The 19674-nt window shown below is 43.4% G+C and carries 18 protein-coding genes; 8 read left to right on the top strand and 10 right to left on the bottom strand.

What is annotated here, in order from left to right; genetic code table 11:
- The first annotated feature begins 36 nt into the window (after nucleotides 1-36).
- Together ACTXGF_RS21865 and ACTXGF_RS21860 are read left to right on the top strand one after the other, a co-directional pair.
- On the top strand, nucleotides 37-1380 hold the full coding sequence (locus tag ACTXGF_RS21865) for an ABC1 kinase family protein (protein ID WP_443532824.1): 1344 nt from the start codon (nucleotides 37-39) through the stop codon (nucleotides 1378-1380).
- Between the two features lie 126 nt (nucleotides 1381-1506).
- Nucleotides 1507-2772, top strand: a complete 1266-nt coding sequence (locus tag ACTXGF_RS21860) for a YbfB/YjiJ family MFS transporter (protein ID WP_443532826.1) — start codon at nucleotides 1507-1509, stop codon at nucleotides 2770-2772.
- Here the strand turns inward: ACTXGF_RS21860 and ACTXGF_RS21855 are convergent.
- Complete coding sequence (locus ACTXGF_RS21855) at nucleotides 2769-3257, bottom strand: Lrp/AsnC family transcriptional regulator (protein ID WP_443532828.1); 489 nt, start codon at nucleotides 3255-3257, stop codon at nucleotides 2769-2771. The two genes, ACTXGF_RS21860 and ACTXGF_RS21855, sit on opposite strands and share 4 nt — an antisense overlap.
- 221 nt (nucleotides 3258-3478) lie before the next feature.
- Between ACTXGF_RS21855 and leuA the strand changes: the two genes are divergently transcribed.
- Entirely contained in the window at nucleotides 3479-5263 is a 1785-nt protein-coding gene (gene leuA, locus ACTXGF_RS21850; RefSeq protein WP_443532829.1) for a 2-isopropylmalate synthase, read from the top strand.
- 218 nt (nucleotides 5264-5481) lie between these two features.
- On the top strand, nucleotides 5482-6117 hold the full coding sequence (locus ACTXGF_RS21845) for a hypothetical protein (protein WP_443532831.1): 636 nt from the start codon (nucleotides 5482-5484) through the stop codon (nucleotides 6115-6117).
- Between the two features lie 150 nt (nucleotides 6118-6267).
- On the opposite strand, the gene accC is transcribed toward ACTXGF_RS21845, so the two are convergent.
- From accC to ACTXGF_RS21825, 4 genes are all read right to left on the bottom strand, one after another.
- Entirely contained in the window at nucleotides 6268-7629 is a 1362-nt protein-coding gene (gene accC, locus ACTXGF_RS21840; RefSeq protein ID WP_057759692.1) for an acetyl-CoA carboxylase biotin carboxylase subunit, read from the bottom strand.
- A 125-nt stretch (nucleotides 7630-7754) separates the two neighbouring features.
- Nucleotides 7755-8186 (bottom strand): acetyl-CoA carboxylase biotin carboxyl carrier protein, encoded by a 432-nt coding sequence (accB, locus tag ACTXGF_RS21835; protein ID WP_443532833.1) that lies wholly within the window; start codon nucleotides 8184-8186, stop codon nucleotides 7755-7757.
- Between the two features lie 240 nt (nucleotides 8187-8426).
- Nucleotides 8427-9794 (bottom strand): MATE family efflux transporter, encoded by a 1368-nt coding sequence (locus ACTXGF_RS21830; protein WP_443532835.1) that lies wholly within the window; start codon nucleotides 9792-9794, stop codon nucleotides 8427-8429.
- A gap of 383 nt (nucleotides 9795-10177) precedes the next feature.
- The gene (locus ACTXGF_RS21825) at nucleotides 10178-10666 is read right to left on the bottom strand and encodes an EVE domain-containing protein (RefSeq protein ID WP_191115172.1); all 489 of its coding nucleotides are present in this window, start codon (nucleotides 10664-10666) and stop codon (nucleotides 10178-10180) included.
- 316 nt (nucleotides 10667-10982) lie between these two features.
- Here ACTXGF_RS21825 and hemW point away from each other — a divergent pair, with 316 nt between their 5' ends.
- Nucleotides 10983-12293 (top strand): radical SAM family heme chaperone HemW, encoded by a 1311-nt coding sequence (hemW, locus tag ACTXGF_RS21820; RefSeq protein WP_443532949.1) that lies wholly within the window; start codon nucleotides 10983-10985, stop codon nucleotides 12291-12293.
- 101 nt (nucleotides 12294-12394) lie between these two features.
- Here the strand turns inward: hemW and ACTXGF_RS21815 are convergent, their stop codons facing one another.
- A complete protein-coding gene (locus tag ACTXGF_RS21815) occupies nucleotides 12395-12535 on the bottom strand; it encodes an entericidin A/B family lipoprotein (protein ID WP_057759705.1) in 141 nt (46 codons plus the stop codon).
- A 256-nt stretch (nucleotides 12536-12791) separates the two neighbouring features.
- Between ACTXGF_RS21815 and ACTXGF_RS21810 the strand changes: the two genes are divergently transcribed.
- A complete protein-coding gene (locus ACTXGF_RS21810; RefSeq protein ID WP_443532838.1) occupies nucleotides 12792-13352 on the top strand; it encodes a tRNA (cytidine(34)-2'-O)-methyltransferase in 561 nt (186 codons plus the stop codon).
- Between the two features lie 127 nt (nucleotides 13353-13479).
- Here ACTXGF_RS21810 and ACTXGF_RS21805 read toward each other — a convergent pair whose 3' ends face one another.
- From ACTXGF_RS21805 to tusD, 4 genes are all read right to left on the bottom strand, one after another.
- On the bottom strand, nucleotides 13480-13824 hold the full coding sequence (locus tag ACTXGF_RS21805) for a TusE/DsrC/DsvC family sulfur relay protein (protein WP_443532951.1): 345 nt from the start codon (nucleotides 13822-13824) through the stop codon (nucleotides 13480-13482).
- Nucleotides 13825-13832: 8 nt separating this feature from the next.
- Nucleotides 13833-14162 carry a hypothetical protein gene (locus ACTXGF_RS21800; protein ID WP_443532840.1) on the bottom strand — a complete coding sequence of 110 codons (330 nt, stop codon included), beginning with the start codon at nucleotides 14160-14162 and terminating at the stop codon, nucleotides 13833-13835.
- A gap of 54 nt (nucleotides 14163-14216) precedes the next feature.
- Nucleotides 14217-14540: a hypothetical protein gene (locus tag ACTXGF_RS21795; protein ID WP_057759713.1), complete on the bottom strand. Its 324-nt coding sequence runs from the start codon at nucleotides 14538-14540 to the stop codon at nucleotides 14217-14219.
- Nucleotides 14541-14607: 67 nt separating this feature from the next.
- Nucleotides 14608-15069: a sulfurtransferase complex subunit TusD gene (gene tusD, locus ACTXGF_RS21790; RefSeq protein ID WP_443532842.1), complete on the bottom strand. Its 462-nt coding sequence runs from the start codon at nucleotides 15067-15069 to the stop codon at nucleotides 14608-14610.
- A gap of 408 nt (nucleotides 15070-15477) precedes the next feature.
- Here tusD and glnE point away from each other — a divergent pair, with 408 nt between their 5' ends.
- Both glnE and ACTXGF_RS21780 read left to right on the top strand, forming a co-directional pair.
- Entirely contained in the window at nucleotides 15478-18342 is a 2865-nt protein-coding gene (glnE, locus tag ACTXGF_RS21785) for a bifunctional [glutamate--ammonia ligase]-adenylyl-L-tyrosine phosphorylase/[glutamate--ammonia-ligase] adenylyltransferase (protein ID WP_443532843.1), read from the top strand.
- A gap of 376 nt (nucleotides 18343-18718) precedes the next feature.
- Nucleotides 18719-19648, top strand: coding sequence for a branched-chain amino acid transaminase (locus ACTXGF_RS21780; RefSeq protein WP_296207733.1), 930 nt, complete (start codon nucleotides 18719-18721; stop codon nucleotides 19646-19648).
- Nucleotides 19649-19674: the final 26 nt, after the last annotated feature.

The raw sequence follows: 19674 nt of genomic DNA, 5'->3' as shown, positions 1-19674 counted from the left end.
CTTCAAACCTCCTTCTTATTACCATAGTTGTTTTTTATGAAAATTCATCGTCCGCATTTATTAAAGCATACTTTTAATGTCATGAACCGTGTTCGCCAAACAGCGAGTGTGGCAGGTTTGTCTGCGCTAAGAGTGGCAAAAGGTGAGAAACCTGACGCGATGCTACTCAAAGAAACCTTTGAGCAGTTAGGTACGACTTATATCAAAATCGGTCAATTTATCGCCAGTACGCCGTCATTGTTTCCACGTGATTATGTCAAGGCTTTTCAGAGCTGCTTGGATCAAACTACGCCATTGTCTTATGCTTATATCGAGCAAGTGCTAAAAGAAGAGCTGGCGACTGATGGCATGAACCTTGATGATACGTTTGCGCATATTGACTCAGAGCCGCTAGCATCAGCTTCTATCGCTCAAGTGCATGCAGCTCGTCTGCACAATGGCGATGAAGTAGTGCTAAAGGTGCAAAAGCCTGGCGTCGAGACCATCATGCAGACCGACTTGGGCGTATTACATGGCGTAACTAAGCTACTTGAAATACTGATGCCATCGATGAAATTTGCGAGTATTGCGCCGATTATCGATGAGATTCGCCTGCGTATGCTTGCCGAGACTGACTTTATCGCTGAAGCACAGAATATTCGCGATTTTCAGCAGTTCTTAGCGGTATCAGGCAATACTCGTGTCGTTGCACCAGCAGTATATGAAGAGCTGACTACCAAGCGTGTGCTAACGATGAGCCGTCTCTATGGCGTTTCTATGGTCGATGAGTCGCTCATGCGCCAATACTGTGCAGATCCTGCTCAAGTTATGGCAGACACTTTAAATACATGGTTTGCCAGTCTTATGCTGTGCAATAGTTTCCATGCTGATCTGCATGCGGGCAATCTAATGCTATTGACCGATGGCCGTATTGGCTTTTTGGATTTTGGTATCGTCGGCAAGCTAAAAGCTGAGAGCTGGCGTGCATGTATGGGCATGATGCAAGCCATGCAAGACAGTGACTATCAAGCCATGGCTCGCCATATGATTGATATGGAAATGACGCATGGTGGCAATAAAGTCGATGTGGCTGCACTGGGGAATGACTTACAGCGTATGATGACAACCATCATGGCAGAAGATAAAACCTTTACCAGCGGTGTTCCTTTCAATAGTAAAGAGCAAGCCGATGAGCTTAATAAAATGATGCTTGAGATTGTTGAGGTTGGTAAACGTCATGGCATCCATTTCCCACGCGACTTTGCTCTATTGACCAAACAGATGTTGTATTTTGATCGGTTTATGCGTACGCTAGCTCCAGATATGGATATGTTTAGCGACCAGCGGGTACAGATGCTAGGGCAGGATACGGTAGAGACGACAACGTTAGATGTGTCATAGTTTTTCTAGTACTTTATGCTGGCCTAATACATCTGATAGCTTCTCTATTTCTGCGTTTATTTATTACTGCTTTTGACTGTCTAACACAAAGGATTGTGTGCTAATTGCCGCAAAAATGGCTCTGTCATGATGACTGCTTTTAAAAGCCGTATGGTTCCGACGATTACCAACGAAGCTGCCATTGCCTGTATCGGTATGTACTGCATGGCAGTCGTCATGGGTTATGGACGCTTTCTGTTTACCGCCACCTTACCTGATATTATGGTGCAATTGTCGCTATCAACGACGATTGCAGGCTGGCTGGCATCAATCAATTATATCGGTTACTTTATTGGCGCTCTTATTGCTATGTTTGTGCCTCAGCGCTCGACATGGCAGGCGATGACACTTTGGGCGATTATAAGTGTTGTTACCACGATGTTACTCGTCATACCAAATATGTCGCTCACACTATGGTATATCATCCGCTTAATTGCAGGTATTGCAAGTGGCGTGGCGATGATTCTAAGCTCATCGTTTGTCATTCAAACCCTTAGCCCTGAGCGCCGTTCTGTATTGTCAGCAGTCCATTATGCAGGTATTGGCGTTGGCATTAGCGCCTCTGCCATCGTGACGTGGTGGCTATTAAAACTAGGCTATCACTTCGATGTAATTTGGCTAGTCGCAGGTGTCACCAGTTTACCGCTTGTGTGGCTACTGTATGCGATAAAGCCAAGACAAGTACGGGCTGTTGATTCACAGCAGATTGATGCCAAACAACACGTGTCAGTGCACCAGACCTATTTAAACTTTAAACGCTCCTTATATGAGGCAATTTCTGGACACCATAAAGCGCTTGCTTTACTTTTCGTCAGCTACGTACTGGCAGGGTTTGGTTATATCAGCTCAGCAACTTTTTTACCCGTCATGGCAGCACAGCGGCTAACGACACAGACGTATGCTGGATTGATGATTTGGTTGGTTGTTGGTATTTTTGCAATGTTGTCAAACCCTCTATGGGGCGCGCTTGCCAAACGTATCGGTGAGATAAAAACCCTAATGGGGCTGACGGTATTGCAAGCATTTGGGATGTGCTTGCCGATATGGTTTGATGGTGCACTTGGATTGTATGGCAATGCTGCGATTTTGGGATTGACCTTTGTCGGTATGGTATCGATGACACTGACTTTATTTAAAAACATCAATCCTGCCTATTCTAATTTACTGATTGCACTAGCGACGTTAGCTTATGCATTGGGGCAGTTTTTAGGACCCTTGGTGACAGTGGCACTGGCAGGGAAAGATGGCAATTTCAACGCAGGATTACTTGTCGCTGCTGTCGGGTTGATGATCGGATTTGTACTATTGGTATGGTTCCGTCGACAGTCGCCAAAGACCGCTCAGATCGTCTAAACCACGCTACGGCTAAATACTTCTCGTAATTCAAAACTGGTATGAACTTGAGCCACGCCTTCGATACGATTAAGGCGATGCAATAAAAACTCTTCGTAATGTGTCATATCACGTACTCTGACCTTAATCAGATAGTCTTCGGTGCGACCTGTGACAATACTACAACTGATGACTTCCTCAAAGCTCTGAACCTTGCGTTCAAACTGCTCAAAACGTTCTGCTGTATGACGATCCATACTAATAGCGATAAACACGGCTAGCGGATAGCCAAGTTTTTGTGCATCGGTTTTGGTGTGGTAGCCAGTGATAATGTTCGCATCCTCTAAGCGCTTTATACGACGTGCACAAGGGGTAGCAGACAGGTTGACGCGCTCAGCAAGTTCAGTAATGCTCATACGCGCCTGTGTTTGCAATAAGCGTAGCAACTGTCTATCTATCTCGTCTATGTCTGCTGTCCCTGTATTATCAATATAATTGTCTGGCATTTTTCAAGCCTTAATAGTGAATTTATTCGATTATAATGTCTAAATTGTGTTTTTCCACTAAAATAACAGAAAATAAAGTAAAAGAAAGCAGGTTTCTCTCTGTTAAACTTTGATATTATTATGGTATGAACACTAGTTATCTCATATGATAAATACTGATCTAATCAACAGCTAATCGCCTAGCTAAATATATAAATAACCAAGTCATCTAAGGATTGATTATGTCTGACCAAGCCACGCACACTGCAGCCACAGGGACTGCAAAGATTACACCAAAAAGTGCCGCTTTTGACTTCCGTAAATACCGTCCATTTGCATTTGCGCCATCGCTGCCAGATCGTATTTGGCCAAGCAAGACGATTGAGAAGTCACCGATATGGGCAAGTGTGGATCTGCGTGACGGTAACCAAGCACTGATTGATCCGATGACCATTGAACAAAAAATGCGCTTCTTTAAGACCTTAGTAGATGTGGGTTTTAAAGAGATTGAGATTGGTTTCCCGTCAGCGGCGCAGGTAGAGTTTGACTTTGCGCGTAAGCTTATTGAAGAAAACCACGTACCTGAAGATGTAACGCTACAAGTATTGGTACAAGCGCGCGAGCATTTGATTGCCCGTACTTTTGAATCATTAAAAGGTGCGAAACGTGCGGTTGTCCATGTTTATAACTCAACCAGCCGTGTACAACGCGAAAAAGTCTATGGCAAAGATAAAGCTGAAATCAAAGAGATTGCTATTGCAGGTGCCAAGCTATTACAAGAATATGCAGCAAAGTATCCTGAGACAGATTGGGTATTTCAGTACTCGCCAGAGAGCTTTAGCCAGACAGAAACTGAATATGCAGTAGAGGTTTGCGATGCAGTGTGTGACGTGTGGCAACCACAGCAGGGTCAGGAGGTTATTTTTAACTTGCCAGCGACGGTTGAGGCTTCTATGCCCAATGTCTTTGCTGATCAAGTAGAGTACTTCTGCCGTAATCTAGCGCAGCGTGAGCACGTGATTGTGAGCTTGCATACCCATAATGACCGTGGCTGTGCGGTAGCGGCAGCTGAGTTAGGTGTGCTTGCAGGCGCGGATCGTATCGAAGGCACATTGCTTGGTAACGGTGAGCGTACAGGTAACATGGATATCATGGTCATGGCCATGAACTTGTTTAGTCAAGGTATCGATCCTGCGCTTGATTTTAGCAACATGAGTGAAATCGTACAGGTTGTGAGCGAATGCAATAACTTACCATTGCACCCACGTCATCCTTATGTAGGCGAGTTGGTCTTCACGGCATTTAGTGGCTCACATCAAGATGCAATCAAAAAATCTCTCGACTACAATGAAAGCAATCAGAGCGAAACAGACAACGTCTGGGACGTGGCTTATCTACCTATCGATCCTGCGCATATTGGGCGTAGCTACCAAGATGTAGTACGTATCAATAGCCAATCGGGTAAAGGCGGCGTCGCATATATCTTGCAACGTAATTACGGTTTCAACTTACCACGTTGGATGCAGATTGACTTTAGCCGTGTGGTACAAAAGCAAGCTGAAGCAGCTGCACGCGAGTTGCAGAATGATGAAATCTTGCAGACCTTTGAAGATACTTACTTGCAGCAGGGCAAGTTTGAGCTGCTAGACTATAGCGTCAACAATAAAGGCGGTGCGGTTTACTTTAGTGGTCAAGTACAAATGAATAGCGACACCATCGATATTGATGGTACTGGTAACGGCCCATTGTCATCGTTTATTGATGGACTTGCACAGCATACTGGCAAATCCTTGCATATTATTAACTATGCAGAGCATGCGATTAACCCGCATCATAACAGTGGTAATGGTATCGATGATGATACCAATAGTGATAACAAAACCAATGCCAACGCTGCCGCTTATATACAGCTTAATGTAGATGGCGAGGTATACTCTGGCATCGGTACTTGTAGCAGTACGGTGTCAGCCATGCTAAAGGGGGCGTTATCAGCTTTTGCTCAAGCGCTAAATACAGAAGCTGCTTAATATTAAGTAGTCATTGATATCACGCAGAATTCTGTATGCTAATAACGCCATCGCTCCTTGTATTCATACAAGTAAAGCGATGGCGTTATTTTTTGCTATAAATACCTATGAAATTCCAACTACAGGTTTATGAGCAATAGCATAATGTTACTTGTGTTTTTGGTGTCTAAGACTTACGCTAATGTATATATTAAAATATTATAAATAAAAGGTTAATTATGGAACCTATTTCATTTGCTTCATTCACGCTGGCATCTATTCTAGCCTCGTTGCCTGCGAACGGTGAGGCTATTACCAAGCCGACCATCACCACTCATATTAGTCCAGCCATTGCCGGACAGTGGGAAATAGACTTGGACAGTAGCGCTTATTCTACTCACGCCATGATGACCAAGGAAGCGGAAGCTAACCAGTCAGTATCAAATAGTGCGCAACAGCTTAACAGTGTAGAGCCTAAGGTAACGGTAGACATGGATGGCGGCGTACTGACTCAAAGTGAAGAGCGGGTTCTAAATATCAAACCAACTACTAGTAAAAACTTACTTGCATCAGTTGGCAAGTCTAACCAGTGCCGTGAACTATATAACTTTAGTGCGGATAATGAGATGTGGTCTGTCAGTGGCAAAGAATGGACATACGGCCGCTATCTAGTCACCCACCGTGAAGAAGGGCTGCCAGTTATTGCGATTAAGACTGTTTATGATAATAATGAAGTAGACTGCTCAGGTAATCAGATCGACCAGACTGATGAAGCGTTGATTGCATTTATCAATCATGATGGTAATCAGATGCAATGGTGCGCTGACCCTGATGGTAACGAATGCTTTATGAACTTCAATAGAGTGTTGCCATAATTAGAAATGCTCGTTGCACTTTACGTATGATTGAGAGTTTATTGATGACATAAAAAAACCACTATATTGATAGCGGTTTTTTTATGTGCTGTTTTAATTAAAGTCACGACTAAATTTAATAAACTTAGCGAACTCTATAAGTATTTCAGCCTATGAGTCTTTTTTAGCTTTATTCGCAGTCAGCAGCTCTCTTTCGAGATAGTGAATGTTTTGCGCTTCACGAGTAAAGTTATCATCCGCTAAAATCACATCACGATGCAAAGGAATATTGGTTTTGATACCTTCGATAATCAGCTCATCAAGGGCATGTACTGTCTTAGCAATGGCTTGCTGACGAGTTTGACCGTGACAAATAAGCTTACCAATCAATGAATCATAATAGGTCGGTATTTCATAGCCAGGGTATAGATGAGAGTCAAAACGGATACCAGAACCACTTGGCGTGAACAATTGACTGATAGTACCTGGGCAAGGTACGAAAGTCGCTGCATCTTCGGCATTGATACGACATTCGATCGCATGACCCTGAATCTCAATCTCACTTTGACGATAGGATAGGCCGTAACCGGCAGCAATTTTAAGCTGTTCGACCACAACATCAATACCAGTAATCATCTCAGTCACTGGATGCTCAACCTGTACACGAGTGTTCATTTCAATAAAGAAAAACTCGTTATTTTCAAACAAGAATTCAAACGTACCAGCACCGCGATACTTAACAAGCTCGCAAGCTTTTACGCAAGCTTTTAAGATTGGCTCACGTACATCATCTGGTATGTCTGGAGCAGGTGCTTCTTCTAGTACTTTTTGATGGCGACGCTGTAATGAGCAATCACGGTCATATAGATGGATAGCATTACCATTACCATCGCCTAACACCTGTACTTCTACGTGGCGCGGGTTTTGTAGATAGCGCTCCATATAGACAGTGTCATCACCGAACCAAAGCTCAGCTTCTTGTTTAGCAGCTTGTACTTGACCAATCAATTCGTCAAAGCGTTCAACCACACGCATACCGCGTCCACCACCGCCAGAGGCCGCTTTAATCAATAGTGGAAAGCCAATATTGCGTGCTTGCTCTTCAGCATTGTGCAGGGTCACAGCGCCAACTGAACCAGGTACGGTTGGTACGCCCGCTTTTTTCATGGCGTTAATGGCAGAAACTTTGTTGCCCATGAGGCGAATATGATCAGCATTAGGACCAACGAAGGTCAATCCTGCTTCTTCTACTTGTTCAGCAAATTCAGCGTTCTCAGACAAAAAGCCATAACCGGGATGGATAGCATCTGCACCAGTGATTTCAGCAGCGGTTAAGATGGTATTGATATCAAGGTAGCTTTGGTTAGCATTAGGCTTGCCAATACAAATTGCCTCATCAACAAAGCGCAAGTGCATCAAGTTGGCATCTGCAGTAGAGTAGACACCTACCGTTTCGATACCTAGCGCTTTACAGGCGCGGACGATGCGCAGGGCAATTTCACCTCTGTTGGCAATGAGCAATTTTTTTATCATGGGTTCATCCTTGTCGAAGCGTCAGTCATTGACTGAGTTTCGATACATAGCATCAAGTTATTTAGCATTGACGCGGTATATATACCAAAAGTCAGCCATAATGAAATAAAGTATGGCAAATATCGTTACGCTTTATAGCGTATGACAGGTTGACCGAACTGTACGACTTCAGAGTTATCTACCAAGATTTCGTCAACAATACCACTTTGAGTCGCTTCAAGCGGGTTCATGATTTTCATAGCTTCGATGATACCTAAAGTATCACCTGCCTGAACCTTTTGACCGACTTTCACAAATGGTGGGTCATTAGGGCTTGGTGCTGAATAGAAAACACCAACCATTGGTGAAGACTCAACGCTACCCGCTTTTTCTGCAGGTTTGCCTTCAACAGTGGCAGCAGGAGCAGCGCTCGCAGCTGGGGCAGCCATCATAGTTGGCGCAGGCGCGTCATAGTGACGAGTTAAGCTAATATGCTCGTCGTCAGAACTGATTTCTAAATTAACCAGTTCACTTTCTTCCATAAGGGCGATGAGGGTGCGTATTTTTTCAATATCCATAGTTTTTATCTGGCCTTGTACTAAATTCGAGAAATAGTGTAACTAAATATTGTCTAATTAATTGCTAATGATACCTAGATTCAGGGCAATGAGCAATCAATGTACAGTTGTTAACTGAGAATTTTTACATATTTTGACGTAAGCCATCTTTTTAGCAAGAAAATATCTACGATTTTTCATAGTCTGTATGATCAAATAACGCTAACAATGATTATAAAATGCAATCCATAAGCAATTGGCTTAACCCCATAACACAGTTAAACGTTTTTGCTGATAGCGTAGACGCAAAGTAAGTAAGATAGATGATAAGAACAAACCTGTAATCAACGCCATCCAAAACCCTTGTGCACCAACGTCAGTAAAACGCACCAGATAGACGCCAAGTGGTAGGGCAACTAACCAATAGCAGAAGAGCGTTACCCACATCGGTATGGTGGTATCTTGCATGCCGCGCAATATACCAGCGACGTTAACCTGCCAGCCATCAAATAACTGATAGGCGAGTGCAAAGATAAGCAAATGCATAGACTGGGCTCTGACCTCTGGGTTATCAGTGAATGCTGCTGCCAGTTCTGGTCTGAATAGCCATATCCCAACCATACAGGTCAAAGCGATCAATACGGTCCATACCAGTCCAGTAGCTTGCACTTGGCGCAGTGCTAATAGGTTTTTTTGGCCAAATCGATTGGAGACCATGATAGTGAGCGCCATGGCGACAGATATCGGTATCATAAATAGCTGTGAGGTCACTGACAGCGCCACTTGATGCGATGCTGTTGCTAGCTCACCCAATGGACTGATAACGAGTGCGCCTAAGCTAAATAAACTGGCTTCAAAGAAGATAGAGATACCAATAGGGATACCAAGTTTTAACAGCTTTTTAATCTGTGTTCGATTAGGGCTAGAGAAGCCATAAAAAAATCGCGTGCTCACAAATTCACGGCGTTTTGTGAAGCTAGTATAGGCCACCAATAATAGGACATTTATCCATAAGACCAATGCTGTCGCCACCCCGCAGCCTGCACCGCCCATTTCTGGCATCCCAAATAACCCATGAATAAAAATATAGTTCAAGGGAATGTCTGCGAGTAGGCCAATGATACTAATGACAGTCACGGGCTCAGGACGACCCAATGCCTCACAATAACTGCGTAGAACGGCATATACAGCGAGCGCTGGGAAACCAAATGAGACACCATGTAAATACTGTGTCGCTATCGGCTGAATGTTTTCTGGGACACCCATAATGCCAAGAACATTGGGAGCCAAATTGACAATGATAAAACCGATAATGCCAATGACACCTGCGGTCCATAGAGACTGCTGCGTGATATGTGGTACTTGGCCGTGCTGGTCTTGACCAATCGCTTCACCAATTAGAGGCGTGGTTGCGATAAGCACACCTGTGGCCAATAAAAACAGTGGTAGCCAAATACCAGACCCAACGGCTACCGCAGCCAAGTCAAGTGCCGAGACTTGACCTGCCATGATGGCATCGACCACGCCAAGTGCGGCTTGGCAAAACTGAGTGATTAAAATAGGGAGGGCGAGTACGCCTAAACGTAAGCTGTAGCTTTTAAAATCTTTGAAAGACAATGGAAAAACCATGGTAAGCAACTTTTTATTCTTTGCGGTAATTGTTATTAAGGTAGTTATTATTAATAAACAAACACTGCTATCAATCGACTAAGATTGACGCAGCAAGGAGAGCGTAGTGCCGACGATAATACTCCGATAAATAATATGAGCAAGCTTATAATGTTGCATAAGTAGATAGACAGAGTATGAAAATAAAAGTAAAGACACTAAAATAAAAATAACCCGTCGATCCAAGTAGTGGATTGACAGGTCATATACATAGTAAGATGGTAAAGAAGCCGCACTATGATGTCAACGCTTTAGCGCCGCTATGCAGGTATTAATCTTAGGTTTTTTGTACTCTGCTTCATAGCCAATAGCCAATAGCCAATAGCCAATAGCCAATAGCCAATTCAATAAGTTTGCTCCGGTAACAACTCAAGTGTCTCCGCCATATCCATAATCGCTCGCCAATGTTTGGGCTCTAATGGAATCACTGTTAATTGCTGACAGCCTTTCCTTAGTAATAACGAGTCTTCCAAAGCTGGCAAAAACTTTAGCTCTGATAGTGGTAACACCTCTGTAAAAGCTTGCTCAAAAGTGAGATCGACCATATACCAACGAGGTTCCTCTTCAGTCGCAATAGGATCATAATGACGATGCTCAGGGTGAAACTGAGTAGGATCGGGATACCCTGCTGTAGTGACTGTCATGATACCAGCGACTCCAGACGGTTTGGCGCTAGAGTGATAAAAGAATACCTTGTCACCAACTTTCATATCATCACGCATAAAATTACGCGCGCGATAGTTGCGAACGCCGTCCCAACCGTCGGTGCCCAAGCGCTGCAAATCTTCAATACCAAAAAATTTAGGGTTGGATTTCATTAACCAATACGCCATATATTTGTCCTTCGATTTTTTATTTATTTTTTAATTTGTTCTTAAAATTATCAGAGTTAGTTTCTATTGACTCACTCTCAAACCCATTTTTAATAGTTTCTGTTCTTAGTAGAGGCTGTTTTTAACAGAGTCTCTATATATTGCCCATAAGTTGTCATGGTGAATAGGGCGTTTCTACGTGTTTTTGTTAATAATTTTATGATAGATAGGCTTTTCTTTATCTCATCTAGTCGCTATCCTAGCCTTACTTTTGATATCGATCATTATTGCTCACTACAAAATAAGTTTATTTATGCCCAAAGTGAATACAGACAGTATGCTAAATGACCTGAATACGTTAAGTCTTACTGAACCAACGACGGATACTATCGCGGTAGACGTGACCGACATTCCATTGTCTCTTTACATTCACATTCCGTGGTGTGTGAAGAAGTGTCCTTATTGCGATTTTAATTCGCATGAGCTACCGATAGACAGTGAGCTATCCATGTATGAGGAATACGTCGATGCATTATTGTTAGACGCCGCGATGCAGCAACCTTTAACTCAGAACCGAAAAATTGGTTCGATATTTATCGGTGGCGGCACGCCGTCTTTGCTACCTATTGCTCAATATCAGCGATTATTTACTGGGTTACGTACGTGTTTTGAATTTGCAGAAGACATCGAAGTCACGATGGAGGCCAATCCCGGCACGCTTGAGCATGCACCATTTGCGCAGTATTTAGAGGTTGGTATCAATCGTCTGTCTATCGGCGTACAGAGCTTTGCCGCTGATAAGCTAAAGGTACTTGGGCGTATCCATGATCCTATGCAAGCATTATCAGCAATTCGAGCTGCCAAAGCAGCTGGATTTGCACGGGTCAACGTCGACCTGATGCACGGTCTACCGAAGCAAACCATGAATGAAGCGCTAGAAGATATCCAAATGGCGCATGATGCTGGCGCAACGCATATCTCTTGGTATCAACTGACTATTGAGCCGAATACCGTGTTTTACCGTAGCCAGCCTATTTTACCCGATGAGGACAATTTGGCAGATATTGAACAAGCAGGTCAGTCGCTATTGCAGCAATTAGGTTATAGCAACTATGAGGTGTCTGCGTGGGCAGGTGAGTCAGATAAACCATGTCGTCATAATATCAACTATTGGCAGTTTGGCGACTATTTAGCCATCGGCGCTGGAGCACATGGTAAGGTGACGATTGGTCGTAACGATAGCAATGGTGGTCATTCATCAGACGTAAAAGATAAAATGGAAGATGACTTGTTAATAGCGTCAGGTATCTATCGCTTTAGCAAATCACGTTTACCAAAAGATTATGTAGTAATGAATCCAGATGCCACTGAGATGTCCGATACACGTCAAATCACACCAAAAATGGTTGGCTGGCAAGTGATTGATCAAGAGGAGTTAGTGAGCGAGTTTATGCTAAACGCACTGCGCTTACAAGGCGGTGTCGCTTGGTCACTGTTTGAAAAGAGAACTGGATTAACGCTTGATAGTATTACTGAACAAGTAAACAGTCTGGTCAAACAAGGATTGTTGGTAGATAGTGATACGCAGTTGCAACCGACCGTATTAGGTCAGCGTTATCTCAATCAGATATTACGCGCGTTTTTATAAAATCATACTTGGGTGATTGTTTAACAGCAGCGAAGTAAGAACACAAAAAAGGCTTATCAAATAAATGATAAGCCCTTTTGAAAATCTAAAAAAAGCAGACCTTAGATTTTGTTTTGTACTTCTTGTGCGCCGCCAGTTACAGCATCGCCAGCGCTTGATACGTCTTGGCCAAAGCCTTTGAACGTGTTGCAACCAGTTAGAACGAACATAGCAGTTAAAGATGCGATGATTACTTTTTTCATAATAGTATCCTCAAAGATAAATGAATGGTTATAAATAACAACAGTGACGCTAAGCGTGTGCTCAAGCTTCACTGAAGGGGTATTGGATGAGACAGTCATACATAAATGCTATCGCGTTATCCATTACAGACATCATAGTGAAAGTTAAAAACGCTGCACAGTATCAAAATGTAATTATTGGCAGTAAACTGTAACTTTCGATTACCTACCGCGCATAAATTTAAATAATAGAGCGCTGAATATTTGTGGAGTAAGAATGACCATCCATATCGTGCTAGTAGCACCAAAAATGCCAAGTAACACTGGCAATATTATTCGACTGTGTGCCAATAGCGGGGCACAGCTGCATTTAGTCAGACCGTTAGGATTTGAGCTTGATGATAAAAAGCTACGCCGTGCAGGTCTTGATTATCACGAATATGCTCATTTGCAAGTGCATGATGATTGGACGGCTGCGAGACAAGCTCTAAAAGCCGCTGACTGCCATGTCGTTACCGCATTGACAACCAAACTGAGCAAACCGTTCTACGATTATGACTTTGGCAAAAACTCGGACTCTGAAGCATCTAATAAGGCTGCTATGCCCAATATCGCGCTAGTCTTTGGTTCTGAGACGGCAGGTCTGGCAGATGATATACGTGAAGATATCGGTGCTGATAATTGGCTAAGACTGCCTATGCTAGCTGACTCGCGCAGTTTGAACTTATCAAATAGCGTAGCTATATGTCTATATGAGATATGGCGACAGCAAGGATTTTCAGGCGATGAAGGTCGTAGCGTTGGTTATGAGACATTGACAGTCTATGACCCAAAATAGCGATTCCACAAAGCAATAACTATAGACTTAAAAATATTTGTGTACTTAATGAGCAGTTATACACTGCTCAAAGCATATGATAAGTTTCTAGTGCGCCATCGATTGTATCTTATCGCCTATAAAGCACTTATAAACAGTTTGGTGGTTTTGGTAGTCCTGCTAAGCGATTGACATGACGCGCGACTAAACCTGTATTAAACAACTGCTGTAGCTTTTGATTGCTAATATCGAGTTCTGGCAAAGTCTTTTGTAGCCATTTGATTAATGGACGGGTTGCTGGCGCGTGATTAAATTTGTCAAAAAATGCGCGCACTTGTTGCAAAATTTCTAAATGCTCATCGCTTAGATCAACCTCTAGTGTGTCTGCTAATTGCTGCGCGATAGCAGGCGTCCAAATCGTATGGTCACACAGATGGCCGTCTTGATCTAATTCGATATCAGCCGCCGATAATGCAGCGTTGTGAGTGGTCATATCATTACTCATAAGGCAATCGTCACCACTTTATCAAACTGACTGCTCTGAGTCAGGTTCACCCATTCTGCATCGGTTAAAATAGCAGTCAACTTAGTCTCTAAATTAAGCTTGGCAGTTGTATTTGCTGTGAGCTGTGCGATGTCATCTGCTAATGCGTAAATACCAGCAATATCCTCGATATCGCTATCATTTAAATAAGCATTGAGCCAATCAATAAAAGCTGGAGTGCTGCCAAGCAGAAGGATGCTGTCGCCCGTGCGCCAAGTGCGAGACATCTCTTCGGTGCTGCGTCTAAGGGTAGCCATCGTGCTATGCAATTGATATAAAGTTGCCATAAAGGTATCCGATTACGTGCTTTATTATTTTATAAATCTAAGTTATATAGCGATTTAAAAGGTAAGTATCTGCTCAAAGTCTTGTGCGTTGATGACCTCTGGCACGAGTGTAAGCTGTGATGCCAGATCTGTCGGCAACATACCAGTGACCCAGCCACTAAAGACGTCATCAGGTAGCCAAGCTGCTGGCATATCGTAAAGCTCAAGTGACTGAATCATGCCATGCAGCCGCGAGTCAGATTGCATCAATAAGCCAAAGACAGGCGCATCTAAGAACAATTGCACCTCATGACCAAATGTCGCTAAAGTTAGCGCAAGCGCACAACCTTCGTAGCTTGCTGCTTCAGTGGGCGTATGCAGCTGAATTAATAATCTCATTATATATTCCTAAAAATAGTTACCGCTACCAGTGATCCCAATAGACAAGTTATCAAACGACATGCTATCAAAACTGTATCAAACGACAGTTATCCTGCATCATCATCGCAAGCTCACTGAGTCCCACTAACGTAAACCCTGTCGCAAGATTGGCACCGTCAAGCTGATGGCGTGAGCTGTTGTCTACATCACTCACACCGCGGCTAAGTGCTGTACTGACACAGACAGGCAGGGGTAATTGATACTGCTCAGCCAATGACTGCCATTCTTTGGTCAAGTCTAATTGATCGGCTGACTGCCAACGCAATCGATTGGCTATGTGAGCCGAATCCCCATAAAAGAAGACATTGAGCAATGGTTGTTCAAAGGTAGCATTATCGCTGCTGCCTATGCTATTAGTGTCAGTGTTATCAATATCATGACTATTCGCTGCGCCCTTCAAATAAGCACGTGCATAGCGTAACGCCAAGTGTGCCAATGGGTGACTAGGGTCAGCAGTAATCAGTAGTAACGGGGTAGTGGTCGTCATAAGGCGCGGTATCACATATTATAAATAAGAGTTTAAAAATTATGGCCGAGTTGCTATAAATGCTTTGTATAAAGTCATTTGGTCGTTATTATTATAGTGCTTGTGTGCAAATTTGCGTGATAGAAAACAGAATTTATACTGATAATGCGACATACAGCGGATCATACTGTCACGTCAAATATCGTTATGTCATAAAAGAGCGGCGCGTCGTCTCTATCAAAGATGTTTATGCTAACATAAAGCGCCGCAAACCAAATAGAGTCACTGTTATTTAACGTGGTTTTATCTCAAGTGTAGGCACACTGAGTATTATTATTTGATGCTGTGACTGCCTCGTAAGAAAAAACAATAAACTTATGAGCTAGGTTCACGTAGTCTTACCATTCTATGTAAGGAGTTTTTGTCACTATGTTACCTGCTATGCCCTCACGTGTGAACAATGGTACAGATTATCAGCCTACCGTAGAACAACTGCAAGTCCTGCAGACAGCGAGCGAATTTGCTTATCAGATTTGGGAAAGTCGGACCGTTTCATGTCAGACGTTTTTGCGTAGCTATCCATTGAATAGTACGTTGACCCGCCAGCAAATCGATGATCTGATACAAGATTATACGTTAGATGAGAACTATCAACTCGCTGATGAAACCAAGGTCATGAGTGGTCTGCGTCACTTGCGCACGCTACTAATGATGCGCTGGATTTGGCAAGATGCCTTGCAGACGATCAGTCTGGAGCAGCTGACCGATGAGTTGTCTGAATTTGCAGATGGCTGTATCTCTTTTGCTAAGGATTATACTTATCAGCATTTGGTTGCTAAATATGGTGAGCCGACCTTTATCAATGAACAAGGCAATATACAAATCGATGATATGGCAATCATGGCCATGGGTAAACTTGGTGCGCAAGAGCTGAATTTATCAAGTGATATTGACCTAATATTTGTGCATCAAGCACGCGGCGAGACCAATGGCAATAAGGCAAAAGGCACACGTAGCATAGATAACAAACGCTTTATGACCAGATTGGGTCAAGGCATTATTAAACTGCTTGATAACAAGACCGCTGACGGTTTTGTCTTTCGAGTAGATATGCGCTTACGTCCATGGGGCGATGGAAGTGATTTGGCCATTCATCTGTCCGCATTGCAAAAGTACTTTACGATGCATGGGCGTGCATGGGAGCGTTTTGCTTGGTTAAAAGCACGCGTGGTCGGACAAATAGACCAGCCATTTTATGAAGAGATACAAGCGCTGATTAAGCCATTTGTCTTTCGTTATTACGTGGACTACAGTGCGTTTTCGGCATTGAGAGAGATGAAGTCTCTTATTCAAAACCAAGTTGCACAGCGTGAAGACTTGGACAATATCAAGCTTGGCGCGGGCGGTATCAGAGATATCGAGTTTATCGTACAGGCATTTCAGCTTATCTATGGCGGTCGGCATCCACAGCTGCAAATCAAACCTTGCTTGCAAGCGATGCAAGTATTATGTGAGCTTGGCTATCTGGAGCATTCAACTTATGAGCAGCTACAGGCAGCGTATCGGTTTTTACGCCGGCTTGAACATGCTATTCAAGCGATTAATGATCAGCAGACCCAGCGCTTACCACACGATGAGCAATGGCAGCATAATCTAGCCGTGACGCTAAATTTTGAAAACTGGCATGCCTTATTAGATCAGCTTAATCGTCATCGCGAGAGTGTCAATGTACCGTTTGAGCGTATGGTCACTGAACGTCAAGTACCTGATAATGAAGATACTGATCTAGAACCAGAGCACTTAGATGAGCAAATTGCCCGTTTAAATGAAGTGCTAACAGAAGAAAATCGCGAGTTACTACAGAACTTTTGGCAATCAAAAATGGTGGCTAACTTAAGTGATGAGGCCAGAGAGCGTTTAGACGATGCATATCCTGTCATTGTCCATGCGTTGTTAGCCCATCAAGAACAGCAGCAACTTGCCAATACTGCTTTACCAAGATTAATCTCACTGCTTGAAGCGATTTGCCGTCGTTCTATCTACTTGGTCATGATTGCTGAAAACCCTAATGCAACGATTGAGCTGATTCCAATGCTATCTGCCAGCCCGTGGATTGCAAAAGAGTTGGCTCAGTATCCTGTATTATTAGACACATTTTTGCAGCAGCGTTATCGCCATCTGCCAGATAAACGTGAGCTGCGTGATATCTTGCGTCAACAGTTGCTACGCGTCGAGCCAAACGATGAAGAAGAGCTGTTGAGCGTCCTACGTCTGTTCAAGAAGAATCAAGTGTTGGCTGTCGCTGCTAGTGATGTATTGGCTGAACGCCCGATTATGAAAGTATCGGATTCATTGACTTACATCGCTGAAGTGGTACTAGAAGCAGCATTAGAGCGCGCTTTTGCAGAGATTGTTAACCGTTATGGGTATCCCATTGGCCAAGATGGCGACCCAGTCACTGAAGCGGACTGCGGCTTTGCGATTATCGGTTATGGCAAGCTTGGTGGCTTAGAGTTATCGTATTCTTCAGATTTGGACTTGGTATTCTTACACAAGATAAAAGAGCAAGGTATGACCACTGGTGAAAAATCAGTCAGTGGTATGAAGTTTGCCGCGCGTCTTGTACAAAAGCTGATGAATTATCTCAATACTCAAACCCGTGATGGCCGTGCCTATGAGATTGATATGCGCCTGCGGCCTTCAGGAAACGCTGGCATGATGGTAGTGTCTTGTCATGCCTTTGAAACCTATCAAATGGATAAAGCATGGTCATGGGAGCATCAAGCGTTGGTACGTGCTCGTGCAATTTGCGGGGACAGACGAGTCACTGCACGCTTTTGTGATATTCGCCGCGACGTATTGTCGTTGCCACGGACACTGGATCAAGTACGTAGCGAAGTCACCAGCATGCGTATCAAAATGCAAAAGCATCTAGGCACGAGTCAATGGCAGCAGGAAGCGGGTAAGTTTCATCTTAAGCAAGATGCAGGCGGTATTGTAGACATTGAGTTTTTAGCACAGTTTGCTGTATTGGCTTACTCGCATGAATATCCGAGTTTGACCAAATGGAGCGATAATGTGCGAATTTTTGCAGAAGTTGCTTTGCTTGGTATTTGGAATGACCAAGTCTGTCAGGATTTGACCGATGCCTATCTAAGAATACGTGCTGCCACGCATCAGTTAGCACTATCAGAGCAGTCTTTGCTCGTTGATGAGTCACTGTGGCAGGAGACGCGAGCGTTAGTACAGTCACAGTGGCAGCATCTCATGGGCGTGGAGACAGATGACGAGTAATATCGAAACTTGTATGATTAAGGCCTTGCCGATAGTCCAAGAGACGCTTAAACTGTAATGCGTTACGATAAATAGAAGCTATAAACAAAAACTATCAATAAAAGCTATAAACGAAAACTATGGATAGAATTGGTAGCTAGGAACGATATAATTAAAAACCATATAGTGCCAAACCAAAAGAATTCATTTGCCAAGACGGCCAGTGATATAATCGGTCACACATCATCATAATACTGTCAGTCGTTTGTCATAATGAAGCTGTTGTTTAGGCAGTAAAAATTGACGCTGCGGTGTTATCATACGATGTTGATCAATACTGTTAAATAAAACCTACCTAAAAAAAGTTAGACGTCAGTGCTAGCATAAGGACAATAAAATGAATATGGCAACACAAGATGGTAAGCTTTGGATGAATGGCACGATGATCGAACAGCCAGATGCTAAAGTTCATGTGCTTACACATAGCTTGCATTACGGTATGGCTGTGTTTGAAGGCGTACGAGCTTACCAAACAGCGGATAATCGTACCGCTATTTTCCGCCTAAAAGAACACACCGAGCGTCTACTTGGCTCAGCTAAAATCTTTCAAATGGACGTACCTTTTGATGCTGCCACTTTAGAGCAAGCACATAAGGATGTGGTCAAGCAAAACAACTTGGCAGAAGCTTATATTCGTCCGCTCATTTGGGTAGGTGCAGAAAAACTTGGCTTGTCTTCACGTGATAACAGCATCAATGCAATGGTTGCTGCTTGGCATTGGGGTGCTTATCTTGGTGAAGAAGGCATCAAAAATGGTATCCGTGTAAAAACGTCATCTTATACACATCACATGCCAAACGTGACTATGTGTAAGGCTAAAGCCTCTAGTAACTATCCTGTGTCTATCATGGCCAATCAAGAAGTGACGCGTAATGGCTATGACGAAGCTATCTTGATGGATCCACAAGGATTTGTATGTCAGGGTGCGGGCGAAAACTTATTTTTGGTGAAAAATGGTGAGCTACATACGCCAGACCTATCAGGTGGAGCGTTAGACGGTATTACCCGCCGTACTATCTTGCAGTTCGCGGCTGACCTAGGTATCAATGTTATCGAACGCCGTATCACTCGTGATGAGTTTTACTTGGCTGACGAGATATTTATGACAGGTACTGCTGCTGAAGTGACACCTATTCGTGAATATGACGATCGCATCATCGGTAATGGTGGCCGCGGACCATTGACTGAAAAACTACAGACCTTATACTTTGATGTTGTTCATGGTCGTAATGAGCAATATATGGACTGGTTAAGCTTTATTGATTGATAATGCCGTTACTTTAAAGACCAAAA

This window comes from Psychrobacter sp. 1Y6 (assembly GCF_052258385.2).
Lineage (GTDB): Bacteria > Pseudomonadota > Gammaproteobacteria > Pseudomonadales > Moraxellaceae > Psychrobacter.
Note: the sequence above shows the minus strand (reverse complement) of the source record. Positions and strands in the feature narration are given on the sequence as shown.

What these genes read in the sequence shown, in the direction of transcription:
- ACTXGF_RS21865 (WP_443532824.1), top strand. Translation starts at nt 37, where the DNA reads ATGAAAATTCATCGTCCGCATTTATTAAAGCATACTTTTAATGTCATG.
- ACTXGF_RS21860 (WP_443532826.1), top strand. Translation starts at nt 1,507, where the DNA reads ATGATGACTGCTTTTAAAAGCCGTATGGTTCCGACGATTACCAACGAA.
- ACTXGF_RS21855 (WP_443532828.1), bottom strand. Translation starts at nt 3,257, where the DNA reads ATGCCAGACAATTATATTGATAATACAGGGACAGCAGACATAGACGAG.
- leuA (WP_443532829.1), top strand. Translation starts at nt 3,479, where the DNA reads ATGTCTGACCAAGCCACGCACACTGCAGCCACAGGGACTGCAAAGATT.
- ACTXGF_RS21845 (WP_443532831.1), top strand. Translation starts at nt 5,482, where the DNA reads ATGGAACCTATTTCATTTGCTTCATTCACGCTGGCATCTATTCTAGCC.
- accC (WP_057759692.1), bottom strand. Translation starts at nt 7,629, where the DNA reads ATGATAAAAAAATTGCTCATTGCCAACAGAGGTGAAATTGCCCTGCGC.
- accB (WP_443532833.1), bottom strand. Translation starts at nt 8,186, where the DNA reads ATGGATATTGAAAAAATACGCACCCTCATCGCCCTTATGGAAGAAAGT.
- ACTXGF_RS21830 (WP_443532835.1), bottom strand. Translation starts at nt 9,794, where the DNA reads ATGGTTTTTCCATTGTCTTTCAAAGATTTTAAAAGCTACAGCTTACGT.
- ACTXGF_RS21825 (WP_191115172.1), bottom strand. Translation starts at nt 10,666, where the DNA reads ATGGCGTATTGGTTAATGAAATCCAACCCTAAATTTTTTGGTATTGAA.
- hemW (WP_443532949.1), top strand. Translation starts at nt 10,983, where the DNA reads ATGCTAAATGACCTGAATACGTTAAGTCTTACTGAACCAACGACGGAT.
- ACTXGF_RS21815 (WP_057759705.1), bottom strand. Translation starts at nt 12,535, where the DNA reads ATGAAAAAAGTAATCATCGCATCTTTAACTGCTATGTTCGTTCTAACT.
- ACTXGF_RS21810 (WP_443532838.1), top strand. Translation starts at nt 12,792, where the DNA reads ATGACCATCCATATCGTGCTAGTAGCACCAAAAATGCCAAGTAACACT.
- ACTXGF_RS21805 (WP_443532951.1), bottom strand. Translation starts at nt 13,824, where the DNA reads ATGACCACTCACAACGCTGCATTATCGGCGGCTGATATCGAATTAGAT.
- ACTXGF_RS21800 (WP_443532840.1), bottom strand. Translation starts at nt 14,162, where the DNA reads ATGGCAACTTTATATCAATTGCATAGCACGATGGCTACCCTTAGACGC.
- ACTXGF_RS21795 (WP_057759713.1), bottom strand. Translation starts at nt 14,540, where the DNA reads ATGAGATTATTAATTCAGCTGCATACGCCCACTGAAGCAGCAAGCTAC.
- tusD (WP_443532842.1), bottom strand. Translation starts at nt 15,069, where the DNA reads ATGACGACCACTACCCCGTTACTACTGATTACTGCTGACCCTAGTCAC.
- glnE (WP_443532843.1), top strand. Translation starts at nt 15,478, where the DNA reads ATGTTACCTGCTATGCCCTCACGTGTGAACAATGGTACAGATTATCAG.
- ACTXGF_RS21780 (WP_296207733.1), top strand. Translation starts at nt 18,719, where the DNA reads ATGAATATGGCAACACAAGATGGTAAGCTTTGGATGAATGGCACGATG.